21 protein-coding genes and 1 other RNA gene are annotated in these 19531 nt (G+C 67.1%); 8 read left to right on the top strand and 14 right to left on the bottom strand.

Translation table 11 applies throughout. From position 1 onward, the window contains the following. Window positions 1–51 precede the first annotated feature (51 nt). Together FVA80_RS08660 and FVA80_RS08655 are read left to right on the top strand one after the other, a co-directional pair. Window positions 52–264, top strand: coding sequence for a hypothetical protein (locus tag FVA80_RS08660; RefSeq protein ID WP_147909739.1), 213 nt, complete (start codon window positions 52–54; stop codon window positions 262–264). A 320-nt stretch (window positions 265–584) separates the two neighbouring features. Beyond that, window positions 585–827: a hypothetical protein gene (locus FVA80_RS08655; protein ID WP_147909738.1), complete on the top strand. Its 243-nt coding sequence runs from the start codon at window positions 585–587 to the stop codon at window positions 825–827. A gap of 597 nt (window positions 828–1424) precedes the next feature. On the opposite strand, the gene terL is transcribed toward FVA80_RS08655, so the two are convergent. The 3 genes from terL to FVA80_RS08640 all read right to left on the bottom strand — a co-directional run bounded on the left by terL (window position 1425) and on the right by FVA80_RS08640 (window position 5343). Continuing rightward, on the bottom strand, window positions 1425–3035 hold the full coding sequence (gene terL, locus FVA80_RS08650; protein ID WP_187193628.1) for a phage terminase large subunit: 1611 nt from the start codon (window positions 3033–3035) through the stop codon (window positions 1425–1427). A 13-nt stretch (window positions 3036–3048) separates the two neighbouring features. Further along, window positions 3049–3546, bottom strand: coding sequence for a DUF5681 domain-containing protein (locus FVA80_RS08645; RefSeq protein ID WP_147909736.1), 498 nt, complete (start codon window positions 3544–3546; stop codon window positions 3049–3051). 342 nt (window positions 3547–3888) lie between these two features. Beyond that, window positions 3889–5343: a DNA modification methylase gene (locus tag FVA80_RS08640; protein WP_187193627.1), complete on the bottom strand. Its 1455-nt coding sequence runs from the start codon at window positions 5341–5343 to the stop codon at window positions 3889–3891. Between the two features lie 496 nt (window positions 5344–5839). Here FVA80_RS08640 and FVA80_RS08635 point away from each other — a divergent pair, with 496 nt between their 5' ends. Together FVA80_RS08635 and FVA80_RS08630 are read left to right on the top strand one after the other, a co-directional pair. Continuing rightward, window positions 5840–6088 carry a plasmid stabilization protein gene (locus FVA80_RS08635; protein ID WP_147899224.1) on the top strand — a complete coding sequence of 83 codons (249 nt, stop codon included), beginning with the start codon at window positions 5840–5842 and terminating at the stop codon, window positions 6086–6088. Beyond that, window positions 6085–6510: a type II toxin-antitoxin system VapC family toxin gene (locus FVA80_RS08630; protein WP_147909734.1), complete on the top strand. Its 426-nt coding sequence runs from the start codon at window positions 6085–6087 to the stop codon at window positions 6508–6510. The genes FVA80_RS08635 and FVA80_RS08630 overlap by 4 nt, the downstream gene beginning before the upstream one ends. Window positions 6511–6887: 377 nt before the next feature. On the opposite strand, the gene FVA80_RS08625 is transcribed toward FVA80_RS08630, so the two are convergent. The 7 genes from FVA80_RS08625 to ssrA all read right to left on the bottom strand — a co-directional run bounded on the left by FVA80_RS08625 (window position 6888) and on the right by ssrA (window position 13382). After that, window positions 6888–8189: an LLM class flavin-dependent oxidoreductase gene (locus tag FVA80_RS08625; protein ID WP_147909733.1), complete on the bottom strand. Its 1302-nt coding sequence runs from the start codon at window positions 8187–8189 to the stop codon at window positions 6888–6890. Window positions 8190–8229: 40 nt separating this feature from the next. Beyond that, window positions 8230–9564, bottom strand: a complete 1335-nt coding sequence (locus FVA80_RS08620; RefSeq protein WP_147909732.1) for an MmgE/PrpD family protein — start codon at window positions 9562–9564, stop codon at window positions 8230–8232. Next, the gene (locus tag FVA80_RS08615) at window positions 9564–10358 is read right to left on the bottom strand and encodes an amino acid ABC transporter ATP-binding protein (RefSeq protein ID WP_147909731.1); all 795 of its coding nucleotides are present in this window, start codon (window positions 10356–10358) and stop codon (window positions 9564–9566) included. The genes FVA80_RS08620 and FVA80_RS08615 overlap by 1 nt, the downstream gene beginning before the upstream one ends. Window positions 10359–10375: 17 nt before the next feature. Next, a complete protein-coding gene (locus FVA80_RS08610) occupies window positions 10376–11107 on the bottom strand; it encodes an amino acid ABC transporter permease (protein ID WP_246692409.1) in 732 nt (243 codons plus the stop codon). Between the two features lie 47 nt (window positions 11108–11154). Further along, complete coding sequence (locus tag FVA80_RS08605; protein ID WP_147909729.1) at window positions 11155–11898, bottom strand: amino acid ABC transporter permease; 744 nt, start codon at window positions 11896–11898, stop codon at window positions 11155–11157. 16 nt (window positions 11899–11914) lie between these two features. Beyond that, entirely contained in the window at window positions 11915–12727 is an 813-nt protein-coding gene (locus tag FVA80_RS08600; protein ID WP_147909747.1) for a transporter substrate-binding domain-containing protein, read from the bottom strand. 275 nt (window positions 12728–13002) lie between these two features. Further along, window positions 13003–13382: a transfer-messenger RNA gene (gene ssrA / locus FVA80_RS08595) on the bottom strand. Window positions 13383–13582: 200 nt separating this feature from the next. Here ssrA and FVA80_RS08590 point away from each other — a divergent pair. Continuing rightward, window positions 13583–15202, top strand: a complete 1620-nt coding sequence (locus FVA80_RS08590) for a methyl-accepting chemotaxis protein (RefSeq protein ID WP_147957817.1) — start codon at window positions 13583–13585, stop codon at window positions 15200–15202. 198 nt (window positions 15203–15400) lie between these two features. Here FVA80_RS08590 and FVA80_RS08585 read toward each other — a convergent pair whose 3' ends face one another. Next, a complete protein-coding gene (locus tag FVA80_RS08585; protein ID WP_147957816.1) occupies window positions 15401–16234 on the bottom strand; it encodes a porin family protein in 834 nt (277 codons plus the stop codon). A 373-nt stretch (window positions 16235–16607) separates the two neighbouring features. Here FVA80_RS08585 and FVA80_RS30405 point away from each other — a divergent pair, with 373 nt between their 5' ends. Then, complete coding sequence (locus FVA80_RS30405; RefSeq protein WP_187193626.1) at window positions 16608–16772, top strand: hypothetical protein; 165 nt, start codon at window positions 16608–16610, stop codon at window positions 16770–16772. A gap of 279 nt (window positions 16773–17051) precedes the next feature. Beyond that, window positions 17052–17339, top strand: a complete 288-nt coding sequence (locus FVA80_RS08580; protein WP_147910234.1) for a hypothetical protein — start codon at window positions 17052–17054, stop codon at window positions 17337–17339. A 14-nt stretch (window positions 17340–17353) separates the two neighbouring features. Here FVA80_RS08580 and FVA80_RS08575 read toward each other — a convergent pair whose 3' ends face one another. Both FVA80_RS08575 and FVA80_RS08570 read right to left on the bottom strand, forming a co-directional pair. Further along, window positions 17354–17797, bottom strand: coding sequence for a DMT family transporter (locus FVA80_RS08575; RefSeq protein WP_147910233.1), 444 nt, complete (start codon window positions 17795–17797; stop codon window positions 17354–17356). Between the two features lie 116 nt (window positions 17798–17913). Then, on the bottom strand, window positions 17914–18135 hold the full coding sequence (locus FVA80_RS08570) for a hypothetical protein (RefSeq protein WP_147910232.1): 222 nt from the start codon (window positions 18133–18135) through the stop codon (window positions 17914–17916). A 600-nt stretch (window positions 18136–18735) separates the two neighbouring features. Here FVA80_RS08570 and FVA80_RS08565 point away from each other — a divergent pair. Next, window positions 18736–18936: a hypothetical protein gene (locus FVA80_RS08565; RefSeq protein ID WP_246692323.1), complete on the top strand. Its 201-nt coding sequence runs from the start codon at window positions 18736–18738 to the stop codon at window positions 18934–18936. Between the two features lie 89 nt (window positions 18937–19025). On the opposite strand, the gene FVA80_RS08560 is transcribed toward FVA80_RS08565, so the two are convergent. Further along, window positions 19026–19421, bottom strand: coding sequence for a hypothetical protein (locus FVA80_RS08560; protein WP_246692322.1), 396 nt, complete (start codon window positions 19419–19421; stop codon window positions 19026–19028). Window positions 19422–19531: the final 110 nt, after the last annotated feature.

Genomic DNA, 19531 nt, shown 5'->3' with positions numbered 1-19531 from the left:
CCCGATCCTCATAGGTTCCATGGTCCACTTTCCGGCGAGGAGGCCAGAGCCATGACGATCACCGCCTCGATCAATACCGTTGGCGTCATGCGCGCGACGGAAATGCTGCAAACGGCGCGCACGGATGCGGCGCTCGCTCATCGGGAAGGACCGCACACCGTCTCGGTCGAAATCGCACGCTCCAGCGAGACTGGGGCGCAGCAGCGGGAGGGTAGGCACCTGTCTCCACCATCGCAGAGGCGGGTCGTAGATATTCAAGTCTGAGATTAGGCAGACCTGCTGCCAATCCCGGCTTGATGAAACAATCTTCTACGAGCTAAGATCATCAGCTCAAAGATCGGCAAGCTTGATATTTGATGTCCATGCAGCCGATTCGCCCAAAAGTTTTAAATCAATTTTCCTAGTAGCTAACGGGCAACCGCGATTAATCGAGCCTCCTTGATTGATCCGCCCGTAGATTTAGGAAAATGCGTCGACATAATCGGCTCCCCGTGGCCGTGCTGCGACACGCATGCCATCGCCGCATTTCCCCTGTCCAAATTGTAATGCAGCTTTACATACCAGTAGAGCAAAAAGAGCGGCCAATGACATCGGCCATCAGCATGCGCGATTTGCAAAAACTGTCGGCCAGCGCGATCCAAGCATTACCCCACGCTGTCCCGATCAAGAATGGCACGGCGACGGTCGGCGTCTTGGTACCCATGCATACGCTCTCCCGCAGATATCTGACCAAGGTGTTGGCCGATATTGAAGCGGCAGCGGAACGGCGCTCGCCCGAACAGGAAGCCGCGATCGACCAGTTGCTTGCCGAACGCGGCACCGAGTGATGCAGGAAGACGCGCGGACTGACCACGCGCCCCGCCCTCGATCCTCGTCATCGACGCCAATATCATTCTGAGTGTCGTTCGCGGCCGCCGATCGCGACCGGTTTTCGCCGAAGGGATCGCCGCCCGCAGCATCGGGACCTCAGCTTGAGCGGCCGAAGAGATCCATCATGTCCTACGTTCGTTCCCGAGATTGTCGCCGGAACCCCCGATCTCGCCGAAGCGCTGGTGGTTGGAATCGAGGTTGTGCCGCAGATCGTCTAAGTTGACCGTCTCGAGATCGCATCGCGCGCGCTCACCCATGCGGTCGCATCGCGCAACGGGTCGACAAGCGACGCCCATCTTCTCGCCCGTGCCTGGATGTTCGACGCCGATATTTTGGAGCCATGATCGCGATTTTGCCGGCACGGGCTGGCCGTCTTGGTCGAATGCCAATCTGCGCCACGCGATTGGGAGAGAGCCGGACGAAAACCCAGCCCGCTCGCCTTTTACAGCCTGACGGGCGGTCGCCCGACCATTGACGGCCTTAAATTGAGGCGACGGCATCCGGGTGTGCCCACTCGTTAGCTCTCAATTGGGTCGCCGACCGAGACAACTCTCTCAGCTCCGGTTACGCACGGAACGGCGGGTCGTCTGACCGTTCGAGCTGCGCGGCGCGTCCTGCACCGGCATCGGCGTCGAGGCCGGGACGTCGATGACGCGGCATCCATTCACCAAACGTACCTTCGCGCCCTCGGGAATCAGAGCGTCGGGCTCGGCCGCTACGATCTCCGGGTCGACGGCTCGGCGGCGCGAACTCAGCGGCCGTATACTCTCCCGACTGCGCCGGACTGGCGGCCGAGCCCGGCGCAACCAGTCCGTGAGGTAGTGCAGCGCGTAGCTCGTCGCATCCACCTGATCGTCGTGACGCCCGTTTGGGAAGGCCAACAGCTCAGACAGGTAGGCGCCAAGCCAAGGCGCCTCGGCGGGTAGGTGCACGCGCCCCTCCTCGAACCGGGCCGATTGCGCCTCGCAGCGCGCGACCTTGTCGAGGCGCGCCGGCAACAGGATTGGTCTGAGAGGGCTTGTGCGCCGCAGATCCTGGAGCAGCGCGTGGCCGAGGGCGGTCTTCTCGATCAGCGTGACGTCGGCATCCCAGTCTGCGTGCAACTTCAGCACAGCCCGCCGCAGCTGTGGGAACTCCAGACGCTGCCTGACGACGTTGAGCAGGTAGAAATCTTGGTCACACACGCCCCAGACCTGACCCACCGACCAATCGCTGGTCTCGCCCAGGGTCGAGGCCGTGTCCCAGGTGACCACGACCCGGCTGAAGGCGGCCGGCCTCTCGCTGTAGGATCTCAGCCATTCGCGTCGGATCAGGTTGCCGCTCGCCGGTGTTGGAGTCTGTTGATACTGCGCCTCGAAGGTGCGCGAGCCGAGCTCGCGCCGCAGACCGTCGAGCAGCTCACACGGTTCACGATCGGTTTGAAGCGCGTCGCCGCAGAAACGCCGATGCACGTGACCCGGCCGGTCGCTGAGCCGGAACTCACCGTCCTCGACGGCGATGGCCGGAAGGTGGACGACCTCCCATTCCTCAGGAGCGCGCGCCAGCAGATGGCCACACAAATCGGCCTCGTGGAGGCGTTGCATGACCAGCACGATGGCGCCACGCCGCTTGTCATTCAGGCGCGAGACCAGCGTCCCCTCGTAGTACTCGATCGCCCGCCGCCGATCGGCTTCCGAGGTGGCGCTCGAGGCCTTCATCGGATCATCCAGGATGATCACATCGGCGCCCCGACCGGTCAGCGCGCCGCCGAGTCCGAACGACAGGCGCCCGCCCTTGAGGGTGGTCACGAGTTCGGTGTCGCGTTGGCGGCGGGCGACGAGCTCACAGCGCGGAAACAGCTCCTGAAACCACGCGCTGTCCATGATGTGGCGCGTGTCGATCGCGTGCTTGCGCGCGAGATCGGCGGCGTAGGAGGCGCACAGGATCCGCTTTGTCGGATCGCGCCCCAGGAGCCAAGCCGTAAAGGCGACCGAGACCGTGATCGACTTCATCGAGCGCGGCGGCACATTGATGATCAGCCGACGCACCTCGCCCCGGGCGACCCGGTTCAACTGCCAAGCGAGATGGTCCAAGTGCCAACTGTGACAATACGGCGTCCCCGGCTCCAAGGCATGGAACGTCTTCTGGGCGAAGGCGGCGAGGTTCTGGCGCAGCAAGGCGCGCAAAAGACGCCCGTGATCACTCACCGTCCTCTCCACCCTCGCCGATGAACGATCCCGGACGGGTCTCCTCACCATCGAGCAGACCGGTGGCATGCGTACGCAGGATGGCTTCGTCTTCGGCAGCGGTTTCTTCAGCGATCCGCGGAGCAGGTACCTCGACAGCAGCAGAGTAGACGAAATTGATACTGTCGTTGATCGCTTTCGCGTCACCCTTAATTGCCAGATCCCCTTGCTTCTTCAAAAGAGCGAGGAACCGCGGGATGTGACGCTCGCGTCCACCCTCGATGATCTTGATCGATTCTTCAAACCACACCTGGTGCACCATCGCGCGGATGGTCGAGCGGTTGAGGCTTCCCTTCGGTCTTCCCTCGGGATTGCCACTCTTGCCCTTGACAAAGCGCGTCCGCTTCGGCGGGCATTTGTAGCCGACGCGCTCTCCATCCTTAGGAGGTTTAGGGGGTGAGTTCGCCTGACCGAGCTCAGCAGGCTGCTCATCATCATCGTCGTACGTCATGGCCCCCTCCAGCAACTCGCCACGCCTTCCCGTCGAGGAAGGACACAACCGTGCCGGAATGCCGCTCGCTTGAACGATGACGACTGACCCGCGCTGAGGCGGAGCGTCTTCCCGGTTTTTCGATCGACATAAGGCACATCTCACCGATGTGCACCACTCTTATTGACGACCTTGAGTCAGATCGTCAAGTTAAAAAAGTAGTTTTTATAAGGTATTAGTTGCTTCAATCAATCGATACCTAAGACATGACGGGGCTATGACTCAAAGCAAAATACCTTGAGCCATAACCCCGTCTTCTTGATCACGCCGGATCCAGTCGGTGGCGTAGGGTTCGTCGCGCCGCTACGAACCCTTTGGTTTGGTCCGCTCGCGCACCCGTGGTCTGGCCGCCGCTGCCGAAGGTGATGCCACGGGGGAAATCGGGCGATCTGGAGCAGCACCCTGCAGCCCCTCGGCGAGCCGGCTTTCGGTCAGCTGCGCCAAGCTCAGCCCGGTCTCGAGGTGCATCGCTTCCCGGCCGGAAGCCTCCTCGAAGCGCCGGATCGCGATCTGGGCGTAGCGCGGCTCGTACTCGATCGCCCGAACGCGGCGTCCGACCCGCTCCCCGGCCAGGATGGTGGTACCCGAGCCCACGAAGGTATCGAGCACCACCGCGTCGCGCCGGCTGACGTCCTTGATCGCATCGACCACGAGCTGGATCGGCTTGACTGTGGGGTGATCGTTGAGATCATCCACGCGCCCGGCCCGAAATCCATTGCCGCCGGGATAGGTCCATACGTTCGACCGATTGCGCCCGAACCGGCCCATCTGGACGTTGTCGCGATGGGGCGTATCCCCGACCCGGAACACGCCGACCAACTCGTGCTGATTGCGATACAGCCCACCTTGCCCGGCGTTGGTCTTCACCCAGGTGACCAGGTTGAGAAAAGCGCCGTAGACGCTCTCACCGGCCTCGATGAGGTCGCGCACGTGCTTCCAGTCCATGCACACGAAGTGTACGGCCCCGGGCGCCGAGACCCGGGCGGCGTTACCGAGGCTCGCCGCTAAGAAAGCGACGAACTCGACGCGGCTCATCTCGCCCGACGCGAAGGCGAACTCCGGATGCTGGGTTTGGCCGCGCCCGCCTGTCGCGCGCACCGGCACATTATAGGGAGGATCGAGAAACGCGACCTCCGCCCGCTCGCCCGCCATGAGCCGGTCGAGGAGATCGGCATCCCGGGCATCGCCGATGGCGAGCCGATGCACCCCGAGACTGAAGATATCGCCGTGCCGTAAACACGTCTCCGCCCCCAAGAGCGCCGAACCGATCGCATCGCCGGCGTCTCCTGCACCGTCATCGAAGTCGATCACGAGCGCGTCGATCTCGGCGACCTCGAAGCCGGTGTCGCTCAAGGTGAGGCCGGCCTCCTCGAACAGCAGCGTCAGCTCGGGGATCTGGCCGGCCAGCGCCTTGCGGTCGAGGCGGGCATCGAGGCCGACGCGATTGTCGCTGAGCAGGAAGGACCGCTTCTGGGCTTCCGACAGGTTGAAGACCTGGACGACCGGCATGCTCGCGAGACCCCGCCCCTGGGCAGCGGCGAGCCGGGCATGGCCGGCCAGGATCATGTAGCGCTCGTCGATGATGGCCGGCGCCAACTGCCCCACACCCTCGATGGCACGGCTCAGCTTGTTCACCTGCCGCGACGAGTGGACCTGTACGCGGTGCGGGTTTTTCACGATGATGTTGAGTGGAGCGAGCCCGTAGCGCCCTTCGAGCCCCGGCCCGACGGAGACGCGCGGTGCCTCGTCGAGGGCCATCGCGTTGGCGCCGGCGCCGGGAGGGGCCAAGCCTGCCGGTACGGCGAGCGAGCGTGTTTGAGTTTGTCTCGGCATAAGTGCCTCCAAAGCTGACTGCGATGGAGACCGATGCGGGCTTAAAAGGCAGACGAGCAGCACACAGTCATCAGCTGGCGCACGACCGACTTGGCCGCACGTCCCAAACCGATGCTGCTCCGGGCTGAACCGCCCAATGCTGCTTCGAGATTTCTGCGGGCTGCCGATCGCCTCGCGGCTGTGATCGGCCCCCGTGCGCCAAAGCGAGCTTTACTCGACTCAACCGTGGCACAATCTGTGATGCCGCACCTTCAACCCAAATACAATAGCTTTCCGAACCACGACGGTACGAAAGCTGGCGTCGGAGCCTGCCAGCGCTGTGGCCGTTTCTTCAAAGGCCAGCCGCACCCATTCGACAGGGATACCTTGTCTGGTCCTTCAGCAGACGCTAATTTGCAGTCAATGACTAACGGAGTTCGCCATGGCGGTGATGACCATCCGCAACATCGACGCGGCGATTAAAACCCGCTTGCGGGTCCGCGCCGCCATCAACGGCCGCTCAATGGAGGACGAGGCCCGCGATATCCTTCGCTCGGCGCTCTCAACCGAGATCCCACGCCCCACGAGCGTTGGACAATCAATTCATGAGCGCTTCGCCGCGCTCGGAGGGGTCGATTTACCGGAGTCACCGCGGGAGCCGAGCCGTGAGCCCATTGGATTCGAAGAGTGATCATCCTCGATACTAACGTCCTCTCAGAGTTGATGCGAGCGAAGCCAACAATATTCGTCCTAAAATGGTTTGCGGCTCAACCCTCGGCCGGCTTGTTCACCACAACTCTCACGCAAGCGGAGATCTTCTACGGCCTATCGTTGCTACCGGAGGGGCGCCGTCGCGACGATCTGTTCGCAGCAGCTCAGCCGATTTTCGAGGTCGAGTTAGCCGGACGTATCCTGAGCTTCGATCAAGATGCGGCTATGGCCTACGCGGACATCGCGGCCAGCCGACGCCGAGCTGGGCAGCCAATCTCGCAGATTGACGGTCAAATCGCTGCGATTACCGCCTCCCGCGGCGCGCGTTTGGCGACCCGTAACGTGCGCGACTTTGTCGATTGCGGGATCGTTGTTGTAGATCCATGGATGACGCCGAATTGAGCCATCCACCGCACCGCCACGTACCCGTCCCACTCCCATTGGATCGGCGAGCGCTGAAACGGGGAGATAATCGGCGGAGCCGCTATTCGGCTGGGGTCTTTCGGCGATCGTAGGGTATTGCAGGTTCGTGTGGTCAGCGCTTGATAGCGTACGCTGTCAGGCCCAAAATCCCTGTACTTTTCCCTCGTGCAGGGAAAATGGTATCGCGGCGTATCGCGCTACGGCGCATCGCCCCTTCGACTCAGTTTTGAGCTAACCGGCCGCGGCAAGGCGTCGACCGCGGAAGCGGTGAGACTCGCCGAGCGTTCGCGGCTCACCCGTAGGTAGCCGAGGCGCTTGCAAACGACGGGGGCGGACCGCAAGCGCACGGATCGGATTCACCGCGGCTCCGGCCTCGACAGGCCGAGATGCCCGCGCAGGGTGGTTCCCGTGTACTCCGTCCGGAACAGGCCGCGCTCTTGGAGCAGCGGAACGACCTCTCGGACGAAATCGCTCAGCCCCTCGGGGAAGAAGGGCGGCATCACGTTGAAGCCGTCCGCGGCCCCACCCTCGAACCAAGCCTGCATGCGGTCGGCGACGTCCGTCGCCGTGCCGACGATCATGTGGTGGCCGCGCCCCGCTGCCACCCGCAGGGCGAGCTGGCGTATGGTCAACCGCTCCCGGCGGGCCAGCCCGGTGAGGAGTTCGGCGCGGCTGCGCAGCTGATCCGAGATCGGGAGGTCCGGGAGCGGGCCGTCCAAATCGTAGGTTGCCAGCGAATGGCCGAGACGCTCTTCCAACAGCGGCATCGCCTTGGCGATCTCCGTCCACCGATCGAGTTCGATCAGCTTCGCGCTCGCTTCCTCCAGCGTCCGACCGATGACCGGGAGGATACCCGGCATGACCGCCACGGTCGCGGGATCGCGGCCGAAGCCGGCGACGCGCTGCTGGAGGCTGGCGTAGAATGTCTGCGCCTCCTCGATGGTCTGCTGGGCGGTGAACACCACGTCGGCCCGGCGGGCGGCGAGATCCTGGCCCGGACCGGACGAACCGGCCTGGATCAGGATCGGGTGGCCTTGCGGCGAACGTGGGATGTTGAGCGGGCCCTTGGTACGGAAGTAGCGGCCGACATGGTCGAGCACCCGCACCTTCGCGGGATCGGCGTAGATGCCGCGTGCCTTGTCCTTCACGAAGGCGTCGTCGTCCCAGCTGTCCCAGAGGCCGCAGACCACGTCGACGAACTCCTCGGCGACGGCGTAGCGCTCGTCATGCGCGGGATGGTCCTTCGAGAAGTTGTCGGCGGTGCGCGCGTAGGAGGTGGTGACGACGTTCCACGCCGCCCGTCCGCCGCTCAAATGATCGAGCGACGCGAAGGCGCGGGCGGTGTGATACGGCTCGCCGTAGGTGGTCGAGGAGGTCGCCGCGAGGCCGATGCGGCTCGTCACCATCGCCAGGGCGCTCAACAGCGTCAGCGGCTCGAAGCGCGCGATCATCGACGGATGCGCGTCCACCGCGCTGGTAAGGCCGTCCGCGAGGAACACCATGTCGAACTTGGCGTCCTCGGCCATCTGCGTCACCCGGCGCAGGAGGTCGAAATTCTCGCTGCCGGCCTCGGCGCGCGGGTGGCGCCAGCCGGAGACGTGATGGCCGGCTCCCTGCAGGAACAGGCCGAGATGCATCTGTCGCGGGGTCGTCGTCATGGGCGGGCTCACGGATGCGGTTCGGGGGCGGCTGGAATGCTCACGGCTGCAGCCGTCGCGCGAGAAGGCCGAGGAGGTGGGCGAGATCGTTTCCGTCGTGCATGTTGCGCACGAGGTCGGGCACCGGACGCAAGGCCTCCGAACCGGCGGTCGCGTCCCGGAACTTGTCGTCGGGATCCGTGAGCCCAGGCAGGCCGTCGATGCGCCGGCAATTCGTGCGGCCCGCGGGGTCCGTGATCTCCACCACGACGAAGCGCGTGCTCGGGTCTGAGGAAAGGCGGCGGGCGGACGGATCGTGCCGGCGCTCGACCCGCGCCGCCAGCGCCGCGAGGTCGGGGCGGACCGGACGCGCGTCGAAATGGTCGATCCGGACCGCCCCGTCCACCAGGGCCGCGGCCAGGATGTATTCCGGGCTGAACCGTGCCTCGATGCCGGTGCGCGGCGTCCGGACCACCAGGGCCGCGTCGCCCCCCGGCGGGAAGGTGATCGTCGCCCCCGCCAAGTCGCGGATCCCCTCGCGGTGGAAGGCGAGGCCGGCCACTGCCACGGGGTGGGCCGCCGTGCAGCAGGGGAACGCCTTGAGGGTCAGGCCGGGGCGGACGATCTGCCAGGGGGCGCCCCAATCTTCCAGCAGCCGCTCGGGCGCCGCCTCGCCGAAGCCGTAGGCCTGCAGGAACCCGTTCGCGCCATCGAGGCCGTCGTCGGCGCCGGACAGGCCGGCCTCGGCCAGGAGGGCCGCCGCCAGGCCGTTGCGGGCGGCGAGCCCGGCATGGAGCGGCTTCGCGTCGGATCCGAATTGCAGCCGCAACCCGGCGGCCTGCGTCGCGGCGAGACCGAGGGCGATCGCGGTCGTCCCGGCGGTGAAGCCGCGCAGATGCGCGATCGCGGCCGCCGCACCGAGTGGACCGAGGGTGGCGGTGGCGTGGAAGCCGCGCTCGTAATGGGCGGGGCCGATCGCGCGCCCGAGATGCGCCATCGTCTCCAGCCCGACCAGGTAGGCGGCCAGGAACGCGACCGCGGTGGGGAGCGCGTCCGGGTCGAGGGTGGCGAGCAGCGCCGGGACGATCACGGTGGTCGGATGGCCGCGCACGCTGGCCTGCACGTCGTCGTAGTCGAGCACGTGGCCCGCATGGCCGTTGAGGAGGGCGGCGAGGAACGGGTCGGCCGGCTGCCCGGAGCCGATCACCAGGGCACGACCGGGCGCATCGCCGAAGACGCCGCGCAACGTCGCGAGCGACGGGTCGGTGCTGCCCGCCAGAGCGCAGGCCAGGAAGTCCACCAGCGCGACCCGCGCCGCCATCATGGCGGCGGTATCGACGTCCGGGCGGGCGGCGACGATCGCCTCCGCGAGGGCGGCGGTGCGCGGGTTCGGCATCAGATCCCCTCCCGGTCCTGCACGGCGTCCCGGTAGCCCTGGAAGCCGCCGATGAACTGGCGGATGCGCGGATTGCCGGACCGATAGAACAGCTCGGCCGGCGGAGCCTGCGCGACGATCCGGCCGTTTTCGGTGAACGCGATCGTGTCGCTGATCTCCTCGGCGAAGCGCATCTCGTGGGTGACGAGAATGCTGGTCAGCCCGTCGCGGACCAGCTCCCGGATGACGGCGAGCACTTCGCCGACCATCTCGGGATCCAGGGCGGAGGTGACCTCGTCGAACAGGACGAGGTCCGGCCGCATGGCCAGCGCCCGCGCGATGGCGACGCGCTGCTGCTGGCCGCCGGACAATGCGCCCGGATAGGCCGCGACCTTGTCGGCGAGGCGGACCCGGGCGAGCAGGTCGCGGGCCAGGGCCTCGGCCTCGGCCCGCGGCACCTTGAGGATGCGGGTTGGCGCGATGGTGATGTTCTCCAGCACGGTGAGGTGCGGGAACAGGTTGTATTGCTGGAACACGATGCCGATGCGCTTGCGCAGGGCGATCCGCTCGGCCTCGGTGCGCAGGGTGTCGACCCGGGTGCCGGCCACCGTGATCCGGCCCGCCTGAGGCTGGGCGAGCCCGTTGATGCAGCGCAGGATCGTGGACTTGCCCGATCCGGACGGTCCGATGATCGAGACCGCATCCCCCTTCGCCACCGTGAGATCGATGCCCTTGAGCACTTCGGCCGCCCCGAAGGACAGGTGGACGTCCTGAAGCTCGACGAGGATCGGCCGGGGGGTGGAATCCTGTGCCATGGGGCGGCGATCGACTTTCAGCGCGGGGCGAGGCGGCGTTCGAGGCGCCGCGTCAGGCGCGAGATCGGGAAGCAGAAGAGGAAGAAGGCGGCGAGCACCGTGAGGTAGACCGCGATGGTGAAGTCGTCGCGGCGCACCGCCGTGCTCGCGTCGGTGGCCGCGTGCAGCAGCTCGTGGACGCCGACCAGGGAGGCCAGCGCCGTGCTCATGGTGATCGAGGCGTAGAGGTTCATCCAGGGCGGCAGCGCCCGGCGCAGGCACTGGGGCAGGATGATCCAGCGCAGGGTTTGCCCGCGGGACATGCCGACGCCCTTGGCGGCGTCCCACTGCGTGGTCGGGACCGACTGGATCGCCCCGCGGACGATCTCAGCCACGTAGGCGCTCGCCGGGATCGCGAGCCCGAACACCGCCTTCAGCCAGTCGGGAAAGGGCAGGTAGTTGCCAGCCACCACGATTTCAAATGGGAAGATGTAGGTGGTGGCGAAGATCAGCACGAGGTGCGGCGCGTTGCGGAAGACTTGCACGTAGGCCACCGCCGGGGCTCGCACGAGCCGGGAGGCCGACAGCTCCATCGCCCCCAGCATGACGCCCGCGAGCGTGCCCGCGCCCATGGCGAGCACGCTGATCAGGATGTTCATGGCGAAGCCCGAGGCGAGGTAGGGCAGCCAGTCGAGCAGGTCGCGGGCGAGCCGCGCGTCGAGCACGAACCACAGGAGGAAGCCGGCGGCGGCGAGACCGAGCCATGCCAGGGCCGGACCGAGGGTGGCGCGGCTTCGCGCGGGGAGCGCGGCGGTGCTCACACGCCGTAGCCCGGGACGGCGAGGCGACGCTCCACGTACCGGCCGACCTGCGACAGCACCGTGTTGATCAGGCCGAAGAACAGCAGGATCACGATCATCAGTTCGAGGACGTTGTCGCGCTGCGTCCAGATCATGATCGACGCATAGGTGACCTCGCCCACCGCGATCGCCGACCCGATGGTCGTCAGCTTCACGAGGTTGACGAGGTTGTTCACGATGGCCGGCATCGCCGTGCGCAGGGCGAGGGGAAGCGTCACGAAGCGCAGGACCTCGAAGGCGGAGAAGCCGATGGCATGCGCCGTCTCCACCATGGCTGCCGGCACGGCCTCGATCCCGCCGCGCAACGCTTCGGCGTGGAAGGCGGCGACGTGGAGCCCGGTGACTGCGACCACCCAGAAGAACGGCGTGAACGGGTTGTGGGCCGCGCCGCCGAGCGCCTTCGACAGCAGCATGTTGAGCGCGAAGAACGCGAACATGAGCTGGACGAGGGTCGGGGTGTTGCGGGTGAGCTCGACATAGGCCCGCACCGGGCCGGCGAGCCAGGGCCGGCCCGAGGTCAGGGCCGCCGCGAAGGCCACGCCGGCCGCAAGGCTCAGCGGGATTGCCACGAGCACGAGCAGGAGCGTGGTGCCCATGCCGGCGATCCAGGGCCGGACCTCGGACGCGCTGAGGAGGAAGTCGTAGTGCAGGCCGACCTCGCCCGCGAGGGCGATGAAGGTCCGGACGGCTTGGTCGATCATGTCGGCAGCGACGCGGTTACGGCTTGGCGGGCGCGGCGTATCTGCGCCGTGCCTCCTCCAGGAAGGCCGGATCGACCAGACGGTTGGCCTTGGCCATCTCCAGCATCGCACCCGAGGCATGGAGATCGCGCACCGCCGCGTCCAGCGCCGCGCCGGTGTCGCGCTCGCCCTTGCGCAGCCAGATCACCGAATCGGCCGGCTCCAGCTCCGTCGGGATGACGATGGCGAAGTCCTTCCACTCGTTCGGGCGGTCGGCGAGCAGCAGCTTGATCGTCGGCGCCACGTGGACGGCGACGACGCAATTGCCGCCCTGGAGCGCGAGCATCGATTCCGGCTGGCTCGGGATGCCCTTCACCTCGGCGCCATAGGTGTCGGCCAGGGGCTGCGCGTAGTTCGAGCCCTGCGAGATGCAGACCGGCTTGCCCTTCAGGTCCGCCCAGTCCTTGATCCCGCTGTCCTTACGGCCGAGCGCGGCACCGCCGGCTCGGTCATACGGGGTCTGCACGTGATCCATGATCTTCGCGCGATCCTCGGTGAACTGCATGTTGGCGATCAGGACGTCGACCTTGCCCTGCTGCAGGAACTGCACGCGGTTGGGCGGCGTGACGGTGACGAGCTCGACCTTCACGCCGAGCTTCTCGGCCAGCGCCTTCGCCAGGTCGATATTGAAGCCCTTCTCGGCCCGGCTCTGCGGATCGATGTAGCCGAAGGGCGCACCCGACAGGATGATGCCGACCGTGAACTTCTGCCGCCCCTTGATCCGGTCGAGCGTCGCGTCCGCCTGGGCCGTCTGGCTCGTGACCGTGCCGAGGGAGACCAAGGCGAGCATGCCGAGACAGGATTTCAACGACGAGGTGCGCGCCATGACGGCTCCGGTGTAATGCGCGAGGCGGGCCCATCCTTACGGGGGACGTGGACGCGCGAAAAGCCGGAATGCGCCGCGCCGCCGAAGTCTCGCCCAGGCTGAGGAAGAGTCTGCACCGCTGCCGGTCAAGGCGCGATCCGAACGTCCGGACGTGCATCGACCGCCCACGGCTTGGCCACTGAGCGTCGTCGATCATCGCGATGAAGGAAAAAGGTGGGCCCCGGGGCCGAAGCCCCGGGTTCTGTTTCTACGGCTGCCCTGCCGCAAGATGCTTACGCCGCGAGGCGGGCATCCATGACAACGTTATCGTTGGCATTTAGAGTTTTGGTCAGGTGCCCGGAACAGGGGTTGCCTGCGCCGAACCGGTCGAGTCCTTACCGAAGATCGCATCTTATCCTGCCGAAACAGGGTAGAACTCGCGGTCCCTTTACCGTCCAGTCGAACCTAACTTCGCCCCCAGCAGAAACACCCTGGCCGCAATCGACGCCCGTTAAGGGCCGTCTGCGCTGCCCCGTGAAAATCACCGGGCAGGATGTTTTTGGTGGAGGCGCCGGGTACCGCCCCCGGGTCCTGAAACGTTATTATGAACCGGTCATCAACCTCGCGGACATTCTACCGCGTACGCGACGGAAGGTCCACTGGTTCGTGGCGGCATCGCGGACCGCCTTACCGTCATGCGGAGGGCGCCGGCCCGGAAGGGCGGCGCGCTGTCGCCGCCGGTCGCTCGCACCGGCGGGGTTTGGGCGTTATGGGCTTACCCGCCATCGATAGCCGCGGCCGCGCGCGGCCGTCCGCAAATCCAGGCAGGGAAAGTCGAGCATGCCGAACACGTTGGGCCTCAACCGCACCCTCGGCGCCGCCATCGGCGTCATCGCGCTGGTCTCGGTGCTCAGCAGTGGGGCGGTCCTGGTCACCCGCGGGCAGCTGCAGGACGCCAACGATGTCCTCGACCGGTCGAACCAGACGATCCGCGGCCTCGACGCGTTCCGTAACGCCATGCTCAACCAGGAGACGGGGCTGCGCGGCTACCTGATCACCGGACGGGATGGCAGCCTCGAACCCTACCGGCAGGGACGGCCGGCCCTGGACGCGGCGATCAACCGCCTCGGCCTCCTGATCGGCACCGACGCGACGGCGTCGCGGCTTCTGGCCGATGCCGCCACGGCGGCGCGCACTTGGCAGACCGAGATCAGCGAGGCGGCGATCAAGGGCGCAGCCGACCCGGCGACCCGGCCCGAGGCGATCCGCATCGAGGCCGAGGGCGCGGGCAAGCAGCTGTTCGACACCCTGCGGTCCAAGCTGGGCGCCATCGAGACCGCCGAGGAAGCCCGCCGGGTCGCCTTGAAGCTGCGCGTCGCCCGGGCCGAGCGCAACGAGAGCCTCGCCCTGTGGGGCGGCACCCTGATCACGCTCCTGATCTGCGCCGGGATCGGGCTTGCCATCAACCGCCTGATCGTCCGGCCCCTCGGGGCCGTGTTGGGCTTCGTCGAACGGGTCGGCGCCGGCGATTTGTCCGGCCGGCTGCGCTCCGGCGGGCGTGACGAGATCGCGCGCCTGGGGCGGACCCTGAACGCGATGGTGGACAACCTGTCGGACCTCGCCCGCACGAGCCGGGCGGCCACCGCCGACCTGAACGCCGCCGCGGCCGAGATCCGCGCCTCGGCGCAGCAGCAGGCGGCGTCGGTCGAGGAGCAGTTCGCGGCCGTGCAGGAGACTGCGGCCACGGTGGACGAGATCACCCATTCCGGCGCCCAGATCGGCAAGCGCGCCACCGAGGTAATCGCCACCGCCCAGGCCACGGCCCAGACCTCCCGGCAGGGCCTGCGCGCGGTCTCCGACACCGCCAAGGCGATGGACGCGATCCGCGAGCAGGCCGAGGCGGTGGCCGGCAACATCGTCAGCCTGTCGGAGAAGACCCAGACGATCGGCGACATCATCGAGACGGTCAACGACATCTCGGAGCGCACGCACCTGCTGGCGCTGAACGCCGCGATCGAGGCGGCGGCGGCCGGCGAGAGCGGGCGCAGCTTCGCCGTGGTGGCCTCCGAGATGAAGCTGCTGGCCGACCAGGCCAAGGCGGCCACCGGTCAGGTCCGGGGGATCCTGGGCGAGATCCAGCGGGGCATCAACACGTCGGTGATGCTCACCGAGGAGGCGGTCAAGCGCGCGGCGGCCGGCAAGACGCGCTCGGACACGACCCAGCGGACGATCGAGGAGATCACGGCGCGGGTGGAGGAGAACGTGCAGACGTTCCAGCAGATCGTGGCCTCGACCAACCAGCAGCAGCTCGGGATCGAGCAGGTGATGGGCGCGCTGCAGAACATCCGCCAAGCCAGCCAGCAGACGGCGGCCGGCACCCGCGAGGTCGAGGCGGCCTCGGCCAACCTCACCGAACTCGCCCAGGCCCTCATGGCCCTGGCCGAACGCTACCGGCACTGAGGGCGGCACCGATCCCGGGTCATCCGAGGCCGCGGCTCACCTTTGCGCAATGGAAAAACCCCGGGTGCCAGGGGCACCCGGGGTTCTGCACGGCCGGAGCGGCCGATTTGACCGGGCTGGGATGCCGAAGCGGCTCTCGGCCAAGACGACTTCCGGCGAAGACGACTCCCGGCGTTAAGGCCGGGAGCGTCGCGGGTCCTAGTACGAGCCGAACTTGTAGTTCAGGCCGGCGCGGACGACGGCGAACTCGTCGTCGCGACGACCGATGGCGCTGTAGGCCACCGGGACGAGGTTGGCGGCGTTGACGACCAGGGCGCCCTGGTTGCGGTTGCCGCGCTCCAGGTTGACGTACAGACCTTCGATCTTGAACGTCACGGCCGACGAGCGGAAGAAGTTCAGGAACGACTCGGTGGGGAGGGCGAACTCGACACCGCCGCCGACGGCGTAGCCGGTGCGGAAGCTGTCGTTGCCGGCATAGCCGCCGAACGAGCGGTCGGCGCTGCCCGAGCCGTAGGCGAAGCCGCCGGTGCCGTACACGAGGGTGCGGTCGAAGGCGTAGCCGAGGCGGCCGCGCACGGTGCCGAAGTAGTCGAGGCTCGACAGGCCGCGCGGGTCGGTGACGTAGTAGCCCGGGGCGACGGCGCCGTTCACGAAGGCGTTGTTCCGGCTACGGCCGAAGTCGAGGTACTGGGCGTCGGCCTCGATGCCGACGACCACGCCCGAACCCGGGGTGAACTGAACGTTGTAGCCGATCTGCGCGCCGCCGGAGAAGCCGTCCTGGCTGCGGTTGCGGAAGGTGGCGGTGGTGCCGGGAACGGCGAACGGGGCCGGGACGCCGAAGGTGGAGTTGTTCGAGCGGCTGCTGGCGTCGAAGGCGTAGCCGGCGTTGAAACCCGCGTAGAAGCCGGTCCAGGTGAACACCGGCACCGGGGTGAACACGGGCGGCGGGGCGGCGCGACGCGGCAGGTCGGCGGCAGCAGCGGCGCCGGTCAGAGCGGTGAAGGCGGCCAGGGAGGCGAGAAGCTTGGTCATGCGGGGTAATCCAGGACGTGAAATCTGACGCCATGACTACCAATCCGTCGGGAAGAAAGCTGTAGTTTTACGGACACACCCGCCGGCAACGACACCGGGCATCATAGTAAACCGGCGGTAAATGGCTGCGGTCCGCCAGACATCATTCGGGAATACTGGGCCGACTGTGACAACGCCGACGCCGCGCATCGGTTGCGGCGACGGCGACGGTTGCCGAGCCCCTGTGGCCGAAGAGCGACAGAACGGGTTCGCGGAGGGCAGCAGAAGGATGGCGGCAGTGCTCGCGTTCACATTCCGTACCCACTGTGGCCCGGGGGCGGCAGCGGCTTTTCGGGGGCGCTGCTAGACAGCTCGACGTCTCTGGATGCCGCGCATGTCCAATCGACCGATCCTCCGCCGCATTGTCTTGGTCCTGTGGCTGATGGGCATCCTGATGGCCTTGGCCGACGTCGTCGCCCGCCGGGAGCTGACGCAGGCGGCCCACGAGACCTTCGGGCGCGGTGGCGCCATTTCACGGACGGCCGAGGCCACCGATTAGAGCCGCTCCCGATCGCGCCGCCGGGGCCCGCAAGGCTGCGGTAAGGGCAGCCGGTCGGACCGATGACGGACGGGAGAGCGTCGGCGCACGCCTCAGTACGGCCGGATCGTTCCGCAGATACGATTCCACGCCACGACCGAGCGACGTGTCGAGGGCCGGCGGAGTGTTGATGCCGGAAGCGCGGCAGAACCGAACGCCGCGCTGCGCCGTTGAGGGACGTGATGCCGGCCGAGGAGCGGTCGGGGTCGCATATCCACGCCCATGGCCTGCGAGCTTCCGATGACCCGTCCGCGTCGCGTGGGCCTGCCCTGGTACGCCCCGGAGCATTACGAGGCGCTCCGCGCCAGCCTCGCCGACGGACCGCGGCTGCCGCCTCGGTACGAGACTTGGCGGATCGCCACCGAGCAGATGGAGCGCGAGGTCCAGCGCAGCGGCGTCGCCGTGATACGCGTGTCGATCGAGCCCGCTGCGTTCGCGGCGTGGTGCGCCGATAGCGGCGTGCTAGCCGACGGGCCAGGCCGGGCCCGCTACGCCGCCGAGGTTGTGGCCGCCGCCGCCCCGGCTTGAAGGGCGTCCGCCGCTCAGAACAGCGCGACCAGCGCCACGCCAGCGATCATGAGGACGGCACCCAGCATCCGCCAGAGGCTTGCCGGGTGCACGGCGAAGCCGACCCAACCGTAATTGTCGAGCACGATCGACGCGACCACGCCCACGGTGACGATGATGCCGAGGAAGGACGCGGCGCCGATGGCCGGCGACGCGTAGAGTTGGGCGAGGATCAGCAGGATGCTGAGGAACCCGCCGAGCCAGGCCCACCAGGGCACCTGCGCCCATTGCTGCCCGCTCGGGATCTCGAGCTTGCCGACGGCGAGGCCGCCCACCAGGAGGGCGGCCGTACTGACCAGCAGCGTCAGCAGGGCGGCCGTAATCGGCAAGCCGAGGGATTTCGACAACGTCGCGTTCTGGCCAGGCTGGATCGCATTGGCGAGGCCGGCGAGGATGGTGAGTCCGTAAAGATACCACATGCTCCGCTAGCTCTTGGACCTGCGGCCAAGATCCGCCGCCCGCCCGCGCATTTTTGACGCGCCTGGCGCGGGCGGCGGTGCGGCCCCGCCGATCCGCGCAGGATCGTGCGCGGATCCTAGGGCGTGACCGGCAACCGCCCGACCACGGATCCGGACGCGTCGCGCACGATCAGGATCCACGCTTCGTCGGGATCTGCGGTCGCCAACTCGGCGGCCATCTCCCGGATCACGCTCCGGGCCTCCTCCAGGGCCGCATCTAGACTGACAGCCTCGACGCCGTCCTCGTCGCGGATCGCCTCGGCGCCGTTCTCGATGTCGAAGTAGAAGCGCTCGGGCATCTGGCAGGTCCCCCAGATCGAATCCCCCGTAAGGGTCCATGAATTCGGCTACGTAGTGCGTAACGGCACAGCAGCATTCAAAAACAACGATAAACCTTAAAATATCTCAAACCTGAATTGGCTGCGCGAGTTGCAATTATGTCGAGATTTTGGCGAGACGATCCACTAAAGCTTTTAGCGATCGCCTTCCGAACCAAGGCCCTAAGGCCCGCTGAGGTGGCGCTCCTTCCTTGGGGCACTTGCCATGTCGACGTGTAACAAACCGGACTCGGCCAAGAAAACCGACGCGCCGTCGGACAGTAAAGACCAGCTGCGCAACCACATCCGGCGCGTGTTGCTGTGTATCAAGACCCGGTCGGCGCAGAAGTAGTTGCTGCGCCACCGCGCAGAGTGCGATCGACCATCCGGCATACGAGCTCGGCGTGAGCAGGCCCGGACAGGGTCTGGCCGCGACGCTTTGCGGCATAACCTGACCGTCTGTCGGCGGCCCGCTGTGGCGTCCCTGCGCTGGCGCGGCCCGCCGACAGACGGCATCGTCGCGTCATGGTGAAGCCCGGAACCCCGACCTGCGAAGTCTCCGTCGAAGGAGCCTGGGTGGCCATGACGGTCGACGAGGCGCAAGCGCGCCATCGCGACGCCCTCAAGCGCTGCCCGGCCTGCTTCGGACGCCTGATGATTCAGGGTGGCTATACGGCGGTGCGGCGCGCTTCGCCGTCACATTTCCGCGTCCACGATGGCTGCCCGCTGATCCCGCGCCACTACAAGGGCGCGCCATCGCGGCACCCGGCGGCGATCAGCTAGACGAGGGTCTGCCGTTTTTTCAGCGGAAGCCGTCCCGATGCTCGGCGCATCGGGGGCACCGAAGCTCCGCGACCGTTCGAGATCGAGACTCAGCGCTGTACCGCCTCGATGTCGTCCTCGAAGATCGAGTCGGGCTGGCAGGCGTGCCAGTCCTTCTTCTCGTCGGTCTGCCCATTGCGACCCCAGCAATAGCCGGCCTGGGCCAGGCGTCCGCTCAGTCGGTCCCGGAGCCGGCACTGCTCGCGGATGACGGCAGGATCGCCGGATCCCTCGCATCCGAGCGCGGCCCGCGCCTCCGCGCTCAGCAGTTCGGGCACCGTGGGCGGCGGCTGCTGTGCGAGTGCGACCCCGGCAGCCATACTGAGGGTGAGGGCGGCGAGGGCGGTGCGCATCCCGGCACGATACAGGCCGGCGTAGCCTTGTCGAGACGACGACCGCGTCGAGCGGGCACGGCGGCCGGTCCGCTCACTAGGGCGCGCGGTCATCACAGGGGTCCGCATCTCAGGGATTCACCGCCGGTCGGGCACGCTATCGCCCGCGCAGGAAGAAGAACCAGATCAGTATGAGGACGGGGATCGGGACCCCGATCAGCCAC

Source organism: Methylobacterium sp. WL1, from assembly GCF_008000895.1.
GTDB lineage: Bacteria > Pseudomonadota > Alphaproteobacteria > Rhizobiales > Beijerinckiaceae > Methylobacterium.
The sequence above is the reverse complement of the archived record's forward strand: the minus strand, read 5'-3'. Positions and strand labels throughout refer to the sequence as shown.